Source organism: Calidithermus chliarophilus DSM 9957, assembly GCF_000430045.1.
GTDB lineage: Bacteria > Deinococcota > Deinococci > Deinococcales > Thermaceae > Calidithermus > Calidithermus chliarophilus.
In genome coordinates, this window is the sequence record NZ_KE387028.1 from 152,708 (window position 1) to 155,960 (window position 3,253).

2 protein-coding genes and 1 pseudogene are annotated in these 3,253 nt (G+C 73.7%); all 3 read left to right on the plus strand.

Features of this window, described 5'->3' with window-relative positions:
• The coding region (locus MEICH_RS26615; RefSeq protein WP_036220019.1) for a DUF4900 domain-containing protein at positions 1-1,217 on the plus strand (1,217 nt) is incomplete at its 5' end.
• 100 nt (positions 1,218-1,317) lie between these two features.
• Positions 1,318-2,208 (plus strand): hypothetical protein, encoded by an 891-nt coding sequence (locus MEICH_RS27535; protein ID WP_027894430.1) that lies wholly within the window; start codon positions 1,318-1,320, stop codon positions 2,206-2,208.
• A gap of 178 nt (positions 2,209-2,386) precedes the next feature.
• Positions 2,387-3,253, plus strand: a pseudogene (locus MEICH_RS26625) (hypothetical protein); the annotation flags it as partial.

The window sequence follows — 3,253 nt, forward strand, 5'->3', positions numbered from 1 at the left end:
AGCGCTACCGGCTGCCCTTCGTGGCCCGCGTGCGCGGCCAGGCCGGCGCCACCCTCCGCGAGCGCTACCTCCGCGGGGCCTTCGAGTTCGACGTGGGCGCGGCCCTGCCCAGCCGCTACGCGCTGATCCTCGACAACGCCTACGACCACTCCGGGCGCCTGGGCCTCCTCGGCTCCTCGCTGGCGCTGGAGGGCCGGGTCCACGTGGCGGGGCTGGTGGGGGTCGAAGGCCGGCCCTGGTTCGCCGGGCCGCTCACCAGCGGCAGCTGCCCCGCGCTCGGGGTGGCGGGGGAGTGCGTGGGGGCCCCCACGCCGGGGATGGCCTTCGCGGGGGCGGGCTTCGTGGGGCTGGCCCAGCTCCTGCCCAGCCCCGACCGGCCCTGCCTGGGCGGGGACTGCCCGGTGTGGGGCGACGGGGTGGACCTCAGCCTGCCGGGGCTGGGGGTGGGGCGCTTCGCCCTGGCAGGCTGGAGCCCCAGCCTCAGCCTCGCCACCGACGCCAGCCGGGTGCGGCTGTGGCCGCAGGACGGGGTGCAGCACCTGGAGCTGTGCGGCGGCTGGGGGTGCAGCGTCTTCCGGGTCGCGGGTGACCGCCTCCAGCGCGAAGTCGGCGGCGGCTGGGTGGACGAGGCCGCGCTGCCGGTGGAGGGCGGGGTGGTGCGCCTGCGGGTGCAGGTCGACGGGCCCGTCGAGCGCCTGGAGGGCGGGCCCTTCGGCCGGGCGGTGGCCGAGGGGGTGGGGGTGGAGCTGGTGGCCACCGGCGACGTGCGGGTGGTGAGCAGCCTGGTCTACGAGCGTAGCCCCTGCGCCTTCGTGGGCGGCCGCAGCGGCGAACGCCTGCTGCCCTCGCGCTGCGACGACCTCGCCGCGACCAACCGCCTGGCGGTGCTGAGCTTGGGGGGCGACATCGTGCTGGGGCAGGGCAACGCCGACGCCAGCCTCAACCTCGACGAGGACAACCCCCGCCTGCAGGGGCAGTTCCTCGCCCCGCGCGGCAGCGTGGGGGCCGAGCGCCCCGAGTCCTCCCCCGCGCGGGGGGTGGCCTTCGTGCTGGGCAGCCTGGCCATGGGCCGCTGGGCGCCGTGGGATCCCTGGCGGCTGTCGTTGACCTACGACCCTCGCCTGCAGCAGGGCGGCTTCCTCGGCGGCGAGGGGGTGCTGGCGAGCGGGGTGCTGGGGGTCTACCTGCGGCTGGAGGGCGAGCAGCGCGCCCGCTAGTCCCGAGCAGGGCAGGCCCCGCCCTTCTCATTCACGCTCGCCGGGGCCGGGGACCCCTGGCTATAATCAACGCTATGAATTTACTCGACAGGAGAAAACAATGAAACGATGGCTCGCAACAGTCGTCCTGCTGGGCCTGGGGCTGGCCCAGAGCTACAAGGTGCTTTACTCGGATGAGATCGAGCGGGTTCCCGCCACCGTCGAGGTGGTCCAGGGCTTCAACACCATCATCTCCGCCCACGACTACGTGGAGCTGGGCACCCTGGGCCGCCCCGAGCTCGTCACCATCACCCGCCTGTCCAAGAACGTCATCCAGCTCAACACCAGCGCCACCAGCGGCGTCAGCGGGCTGACGCTCCTCATCGGCGGGCGGCCGCAGCAGTTCACGGTGCGGATCGGCGGCGGCCTGTACAACCGCACCTACATCATCCAGGCCTCGCGCCTGGCGGGCTACTTGCCCACGGGCGCGCCCGAGACAGGCGGTGGACGATCCCCTTCGGGACCGGCTGACGCCGGTACACCGAGTGGGAACGACCCCCAGGGGCGGGCCGGGTCCGCGGGGCAGAAGGAGGCCCCCGGGGGAGGGGCGAAGCCTTCGGCCGACCGGGCCGATGTTCCCACCCCGGCCGCCGGGATGGGGGCGCGGGAGGAATGGGTCCTCGCCCGCGTCAGCGGGGCCCAGACCCTCGCGGGCGGTGGGGTTTTTGTGATCAACTACAGCCTCGAGAACCTCTCGACCCGCCGGGTGGCGGCCGACGTGGCGCGGCTGGTGATCCGCCAGGCCGGGCGGGAGAAGAGCTTCAGTGTCAGCCGCCTGCCCGCCAGCGGGATCCTCGAGCCCAAGGCGGTGCAGGCGGGGAGCATCCTGGTCAAGGACATCGCACCCGGCGAGCTGGAGCTGGAGTGGACGCTGGTGGAGCTGGGGGAGTCCCCCCGCACCTTCGTCGTGCGCCGCACCCTCAACGCCGCCGCTCTGAGCACTGGGGGTTAGCGTGGACGATCCCCACGCAGACGAGCATGCCGTCGGGTCCGGCGGCATGTCTGCGAGTCACCTTCGGGGCGGGCTGACGCCCGTACACCGGGCAAACGATCCCCTTCGGGACGCCGCCGGAGGCGGCGGGAGGCCCGCACGCCGCAGGGGCGGCCCGCGCCCCCTGGTGCTGGCCCTGGTGCTAGCGCTGGCGCTGGTCAGCCCGGCGAGCGCCCAGGACTTCTCCGCCGACGACTACCTCTACTCCTTCCCCGACCAGCGCTTCGAGCTCAACCCGCAGGGCCACTGGCCCTACCTGGCGCTGACCCGCAAGAGCCTGCTCGAGGCCTGTGCCGGCAGACAATCCCCTTGCGGCCGCTACGAGTGGTGGCTGCCCTACTCCACCCTGCAGGCCACCCAGGCCGTCGCCCGTGACCTGCGCCGGGCCTGGGCCCGTTTCGAGGAGCGCTACTTCTGGCGGGTCCAGACCGCGCTCAACCAGCCCGCGCTGAGCCTGGCCTACTGCAGCCTGGGCCTGAGCCTGGGGGGCCTCGAGGTCTCCCTTCCGCCGGTGCAGCTGGAGACCGCCCGGTCCTTCCTGCCCTCCGCCCTCCCCGCACCCCTGCCCACCACGCCGCCCGCCAGCGCGGGGCTGCACCGCCTCGACCTCTACCTCCCCCTGCCCCAGGTGCCCGCCGCCGACTTCTGCGACGGGCTGTCGGTGGAGTTCGTGCCCATCATGGCCATCCCGCCTTTCTGCCTCGAGCTCGACTTCATCGACTTCTCCTGGTGCACCCCCGGTTACCCTGACGAGCCGCTGTGGTTCAACGAGGACCATGCCGCCGAGGTGGTGCGCCGGGCCATCGACCACGGCCTCAGGCGCTACGGGGCGGAGTACCAGCAGCAGGTGCTGCAGGCGCTGGCCCCCCGGGTCAACCCCGGCGCCCTCGAGGTCTTCGCCCCGCTGGCCTGGCAGGCCCACCTCAGCGGGACGGGGGCGGTCGTCGCCGCGGTGGGCGACCTCGCGCCCGACCCCGCGCGGCTGAGCGGCGGGTTGCAGGCCATC